This window comes from Francisella noatunensis subsp. noatunensis, from assembly GCF_009823375.1.
Lineage (GTDB): Bacteria > Pseudomonadota > Gammaproteobacteria > Francisellales > Francisellaceae > Francisella > Francisella noatunensis.
The window spans coordinates 1-4,918 of sequence record NZ_WBSX01000130.1 but is presented as its reverse complement, the minus strand read 5'-3'; the positions used below and the strand labels follow the sequence as shown (position 1 = coordinate 4,918).

Sequence of the window (4,918 nt, the reverse complement as noted above, 5' to 3'; positions counted from 1 at the left end):
TTATACCTAAAGGTACTAACTTTAACAATATATCTCATCAATACATTAGAAAGTTACAGATAGACTTGAATAATAGACCTAAGAAATGTTTAAATTACTTGACACCTAATGAAGTACATTTTGGTATCTCTATAAACATTGAGAATACAATCTAGCTTTTCTATTTTATAAAATCATTGCCATCTGCGAATACCCATCACTGCAATTACAGGTCTTTTTTTCATCACATTTCAAAAAATCTTTAATCTATTTAGATAAATATGTTATGATGAAGATTAGGTATACTTGAGAGTATGCTTAGTTTCAAATTAATTTTATGAAAAACTTGAGAGGAGTTTTTATGTCGAAGTTTGTCTATGCCTTTAGCGAAGGTAATAAGTCTATGCGTGATTTGTTAGGTGGTAAAGGAGCTAATCTTAGTGAAATGCTTAATAGTGGATTGCCCGTACCAGATGGTTTTACAGTAACTACAGAAGCATGCCTAAAATACTATGATGACCGTCAAAAACTAAACGATCAGGTTAAAGAACAAATTTTTGCAAATGTCGCAGATTTAGAAAAAAGAACGGGCAAAACTTTTGGTGGTGGAAGTAATCCGCTACTTGTATCCGTGCGTTCTGGTGCTAGAGTTTCTATGCCAGGTATGATGGACACAGTTCTAAACCTTGGTCTAAATGATGAAGTTGCAAGAGCGATGGTTGCAAAGACAAATAATGAGCAATTCGTTTACGACAGCTACAGAAGATTCATAATGATGTTTGCAGATGTTGTTATGGATTGTGAGAAAAAACCTTTCGATAAAATACTCGATGATAAAAAAGAAAAAAGAAATGTCAAAAATGACTGTGATCTAAGTGCTCAGGACTACAAATATATTGTTGCAGAATATAAGAAAATCTACAAAGATCTAGTTGGTAAAGAATTCCCAACAAACCCCGTCGAGCAACTTTTAGCAGCTGTCGAAGCTGTATTTAGATCATGGAATGCTGAAAGAGCAATTATATATAGAGAAATCAATAATATCTCGAATAACTGGGGTACGGCTGTTAATGTCCAAGAAATGGTTTACGGTAACTCTGGTAATAATTCTGGTACAGGTGTTGCTTTTACAAGAAACCCTTCTACTGGTGAAAATGAACTTTTTGGTGAGTACCTAATCAATGCTCAAGGTGAAGATGTAGTTGCAGGAACAAGAACACCTGCACATATCTCAACTTTGAAAGATAAAATGCCAGAAGTTTTTAATGATTTTGTAAAAATTGCTAAAAACTTAGAAAAAGTATACAAAGATATGCAAGATATGGAGTTTACTATCGAGGATGGTAAGCTTTTCATGTTACAAACAAGAAATGGTAAAAGAACTGCAAAAGCAGCTTTAAAAATAGCAGTTGATATGGCTAAAGAAGGTCTAATCACAAATCAAGAAGCTGTGATGATGGTTGAGCCTCATTTATTAGAGCAATTATTACATCCTAAATTTGATGAGAAAGCTCTAGCTTCTAAGCGCCCTCTTGGTTCTGCATTAGGTGCTTCACCAGGTGCTGCAAGTGGTAGAATATATTTTGATGTTGAATCTTTATTAGCTGCAAAAGCTCGTGGTGAAGAAAAAACTATCCTAGTAAGAATCGAAACATCCCCTGAAGACATAGCAGGTATGAATGCTTGTCATGGTATCTTAACTCTACGTGGTGGTATGACATCTCACGCTGCTGTAGTAGCTCGTGGTATGGGTAAATGTTGTGTATCTGGACTAGAGACAGCAAGAATCGACGAAGATAAGAAAACTATTACATTCGAAAGAGGTCAAGTATTCTCTGAAGGTGATTATTTATCACTTGATGGAACAAAAGGTACTGTATATAGAGGTATTATCAAAACTGTTGATCCTGAGGTTACTCAAGACTTTGAAGAGTTTATGAAATTCGTTGATAGCGTACGTAAACTTCGTGTCAGATGTAATGCAGATACTTATAAAGATGCATCTATTGCAAGAGCATTTGGAGCTGAAGGTATTGGCTTATGCCGTACAGAACATATGTTCTTTGAAGAAGATCGCATCTCTTATGTTAGACAAATGATCCTAGCTAAAGATAAAAAAGAAAGACAAAGAGCTTTAGACAAGCTACTTCCTGTACAGCAACAAGATTTTGAAGAGCTTTTTGAAGCTATGGATAATTTAGCTGTAACTATAAGATTTATAGATCCTCCTTTACATGAGTTCTTACCTCACGAAGCGGATGAGATTGATGATTTAGCACGTGAGTTCAACATTAGCTATAGTGAGTTAGAAGCTCGTATAGAAGCTCTAAGCGAAATGAACCCTATGATGGGTCACAGAGGATGTAGACTTGCTGTAACATATCCAGAAATCATCGAAATGCAGACTAAAGCTATCATTTATGCTGCGATATCAAGTAAACGTATGGGAATTGAAGTTAAACCGGAGCTTATGATTCCACTAGTTAGTACTCTTGGTGAGTTTAAATTACTAAGTGGTATTGTTAGAGAAGTTGCTGATACAATTCTTAAGCGTGAAAAAATCGACATTGACTATAAAGTCGGTGTAATGCTAGAAACTCCACGTGGTGCTATTGGTGCTGGTATGCTTGCTGAAGCTGGTAGTGAGTTCTTCTCATTTGGTACAAATGACTTAACTCAGATGACTTTTGGTTTCAGTAGAGACGATGCTAACAAGTTTATTAAAGACTATCTTGAAAAAGGTATTTTAAGCTTCGATCCATTTGCTAGACTAGATCCTAAAGGGGTTGGTAAACTTATGGAGATTGCTAAAGAAGGTGTCAAAGCTGTTAATCCTAATGCTAAAATGGGTATATGTGGCGAGCATGGTGGTGAACCATACTCTGTTGGTTTCTGTCATGACTTAGATCTTGATTATGTATCTTGTTCTCCTTTTAGAGTTCCTATAGCAAGATTATCAGCTGCTCAAGCAAAAATTTATGCTGATCGTAGATAATTAACTATCTTTTAAATTCTTCTCTTTCAAAAAATTTCACTAGTAAAGCTAAATCAAGGTTTACTCTAAAATATTATATGGCTACAATAACTGTATTGAGTTTTATATAGCGATATTTTAAATGAAATATCCTTTAATCAAAAGCTAAGGGAAAATGCATAAAAAAGTGGATTCATGTATGCATATACGAAGACAAAAAGGGAATAATTTCTCTACTGTCGAAGCATTCGGCAGTGGTAGTTTAGCCACTGCTATGTTTTCTCAAAAAATCAAATCTCAAAGTAATTCTTCTCAAGCACTCCTCTCCCTCAGCACAAAACTCCTCTGTCTATAATTTTAGACATTGTTGCATAAAAATATATTTTAAATAATTACAAAATATCGAGGGTCAATATGATAGATAAAATTTGGAAAAATGGCGATATAATCTCCTATGAAGATGCAAAAGTTGGTATAAACACTCATTCTTTGCACTACGGTTCATCTGTATTTGAAGGCATACGAGCTTATGATACTCCTAATGGTGTAGGTGTTTTAAAACTAAAAGAACATATGCAAAGATTCATGTACTCGATGAATGTCCTAGGTATGACATGCAAATATACTCTTGATGAGCTATGTCAAGCTGTATTAGATACTGTCAAAGCTAGCGGTAAAAAATCTTGCTATATAAGACCTTTAGCATATTTTGCTGAGGGAGGAGTTAGTGTTTTACCTGCGAAAGACCATCCTGTTGATATTACTATCTATTGTATTGATATGGGTAAATATATGGCTGCTGATAAAGTAGATATCAAAGTTAGTAAATATATTAGAATTCATCCACGCTCTACTGTCTGTGATGCAAAAATTGGTGGCCACTATGTCAATAGTATATTAGCTTCTAGGGAAACTCTTGGTACACATTATCATGAGTCTCTACTTCTAGATGCTGATGGCAATATGGCTGAAGGTGCGGCAATGAATGTCTTTTTTATAAAAGATAACGAAGTTATAACAACCCCATTAGGAACTATATTAGATGGGATAACTCGCAAACTTATAATCCAAATTGCTAAAGATCTAGGTTATAAAGTTACAGAACGCTTATTTAAAGTTGATGAGCTGATAAATGCAGATGAAGTGTTTTTCTGTGGAACTGCTGCTGAAATCACCCCTGTGGCAAGTATTGATGACAACAAATTAAGACGCTCAGATTACACGATAACAAATCAAATAAAAGAAGTATTTGAGAAGTTAAAACAAGGACAAGTTTACAAGGAAGCTCTAACTTATATATAAGGAGTCCACTATGGATAAGCAAAAAATTTATATTTTTGATACAACTCTTAGAGATGGGCAACAGTCTCCTGGAGCTGGTATGTCTTTTGAAGATAATATTGCGTATGCAGATCTTGCAGATAAGCTAAATATCGATGTCCTAGAAGCAGGCTTCCCTTCAGCAAGTAATACAGATTTTGAAATAGTAAATACTATCTCAAAAAGAATGGCTGAGAAAAACTCTAATATGATTATTGCTGGACTATGTCAGTTAAGAAAAAATTTAACCGCTAGATTGTATTCTGAAAGTTTTAAATAGTTGAAAGAGAGTTCCAAATATAGTTTATTAGGTTTTGACGAAACTAAAATAAACGATAAGGAACTAAAAAATGCCAAAGCACTTAACTCTTTCAAATAGATATTGTATAGAAGAATTACTTAAATTAGGATACCAAACATCTCAAATAGCCAATAAAATTGGCTATAGTGAAAGAGCTATAAAAAAGGAACTTAATCGCACTAGTATAAATAGTGACTATAATGCTGAGATAGCACAGAAGCTATATCAAAGCCGCAGAACTTCAAATAATCATAAGCTATCCTGTAAAGTTAAAAAGCTAATAATAGCTTTGTTAAAAAAGAAGATATCTCCGGAACTTATTTGTGGTAGATTAAAACATGAGG

Annotated in this window: 3 protein-coding genes and 2 pseudogenes; all 5 read left to right on the top strand. The window is 34.3% G+C overall.

All coding sequences use genetic code 11. The features are described from left to right. Positions 1 to 155, top strand: a pseudogene (locus tag F8C69_RS11530) (IS30 family transposase); the annotation flags it as partial. 185 nt (positions 156 to 340) lie between these two features. Continuing rightward, the gene (gene ppdK, locus F8C69_RS09105) at positions 341 to 2,974 is read left to right on the top strand and encodes a pyruvate, phosphate dikinase (protein ID WP_159184949.1); all 2,634 of its coding nucleotides are present in this window, start codon (positions 341 to 343) and stop codon (positions 2,972 to 2,974) included. 393 nt (positions 2,975 to 3,367) lie between these two features. Further along, positions 3,368 to 4,255, top strand: a complete 888-nt coding sequence (locus F8C69_RS09100) for a branched-chain amino acid transaminase (protein WP_159184948.1) — start codon at positions 3,368 to 3,370, stop codon at positions 4,253 to 4,255. Between the two features lie 10 nt (positions 4,256 to 4,265). Next, positions 4,266 to 4,517, top strand: a pseudogene (locus F8C69_RS09095) (2-isopropylmalate synthase); the annotation flags it as partial. A gap of 106 nt (positions 4,518 to 4,623) precedes the next feature. Continuing rightward, positions 4,624 to 4,918 (top strand): helix-turn-helix domain-containing protein (locus F8C69_RS09090; protein WP_159184785.1); only part of this gene is annotated, 295 nt, incomplete at its 3' end.